At 66.1% G+C, this 1,328-nt stretch carries 1 protein-coding gene; it reads right to left on the bottom strand.

The window, feature by feature from the left end; translation table 11 throughout:
* A partial coding sequence (locus RCH10_RS27655) for an NAD(P)(+) transhydrogenase (Re/Si-specific) subunit beta (protein WP_323502515.1) occupies nucleotides 1-1,328 on the bottom strand: 1,328 nt, incomplete at both ends.

The following is a 1,328-nucleotide window of genomic DNA, read 5'->3' as shown; positions in this document are numbered from 1 at the left end:
CAGCACGGCTTGTGCGTCGCCATAAACCATGTGGCAGTTGTGGCCATAAAAGAGCGCGTTGACGATGCCTGCATAGCCCTTGCCCTCACCTCGCTTGATGACGAACACCTTCTTCGCCTGGTCGGCGTTCAGGATCGGCATGCCGAAGATCGGTGAGCCCTTGTCCGTGCGCGCGGCGGGGTTAACCACGTCGTTGGCACCGATGACGAGTGCCACGTCGGTGGTCTTGAACTCGTCGTTGATGTCTTCGAGCTGGAAGATCATGTCGTAGGGCACGCCGGCCTCGGCCAGCAGCACGTCCATCTGACCCGGCATGCGGCCCGCGACCGGATGGATCGCGAACTTCACGCTCACGCCACCGGCCTGCAACAGCTTGACGAAGTCGAACAGCTTGCCCTGCCCTTGCGCCGCGGCGAGGCCGTAGCCCGGCACGATGATCACCGAGCTGGCGTAGCGCATCGCGATGCCCGCATCGCCGGGCTGCATCGGCTTCAACTCGCCCTTGATCTTGCCCGGCTTGTGCTTGGAGGCTCCGCCGAAGTTGCTGAACACCACGTTGCTCACCGAGCGGTTCATCGCGCGGGCCATCAGCAGCGTCAGCAGCAGGCCCGCCGCACCGACCACCATGCCGGCGATCATCAGCGCCGGGTTCTGCAGCACGAAGCCTTCGAGACCGACCGCAAGACCCGTGAAGGCATTGAAGATCGAGATCACCACCGGCATGTCGGCCCCGCCGATGGGCAGCGTCATCAGGATGCCGAGCACCAGCGCGAAGCCGAAGAAGAGGTAGATCGATGCCGGCACGCCAAGCCCGCCCAGCACCAGCACCGATTTGTCGACACTCGCCACGACGAGGTAGGCGCCGACCGCGAGCGTTGCCAGCAAGACTACCCCGTTGACCACCTGCTGCGCCTTGAACCGCAACGGGTTCTTGATCACGCCGTCGAGCTTGGCCCAGGCGATCAGCGAGCCGGACAACGACACCGCACCGATGAGGGCGCCGAGCAGGGTGACGATCAGCGCGGTCATGCCCTGCGTCTTTCCGCCGAACAGCTCCACCGCTGCGATGGCTCCGGCCGCGCCGCCGCCCATGCCGTTGTAGATCGCGACCATCTGCGGCATGGCGGTCATCGCCACGGTGCGCCCCGCCCACCAGGCCACGCCGCCGCCGAGCGCGAGTGCCACGACGGCAAGACCCAGGTTCATCCACAGATCGGGGCGGGCCGCGCTGTCCACGTCGAAGGCATAGAGGAAGCTCGCGAGCACCGCGACCGCCATGCCGATGCCGGCCACGGAGATGCCCGAGGACGCAGTCGCGGGCGACGACA

This window comes from Variovorax sp. GrIS 2.14 (assembly GCF_046115955.1).
Classification (GTDB): Bacteria; Pseudomonadota; Gammaproteobacteria; order Burkholderiales; family Burkholderiaceae_C; genus Variovorax.
This window is presented reverse-complemented; position numbering and strand designations above follow the sequence as displayed.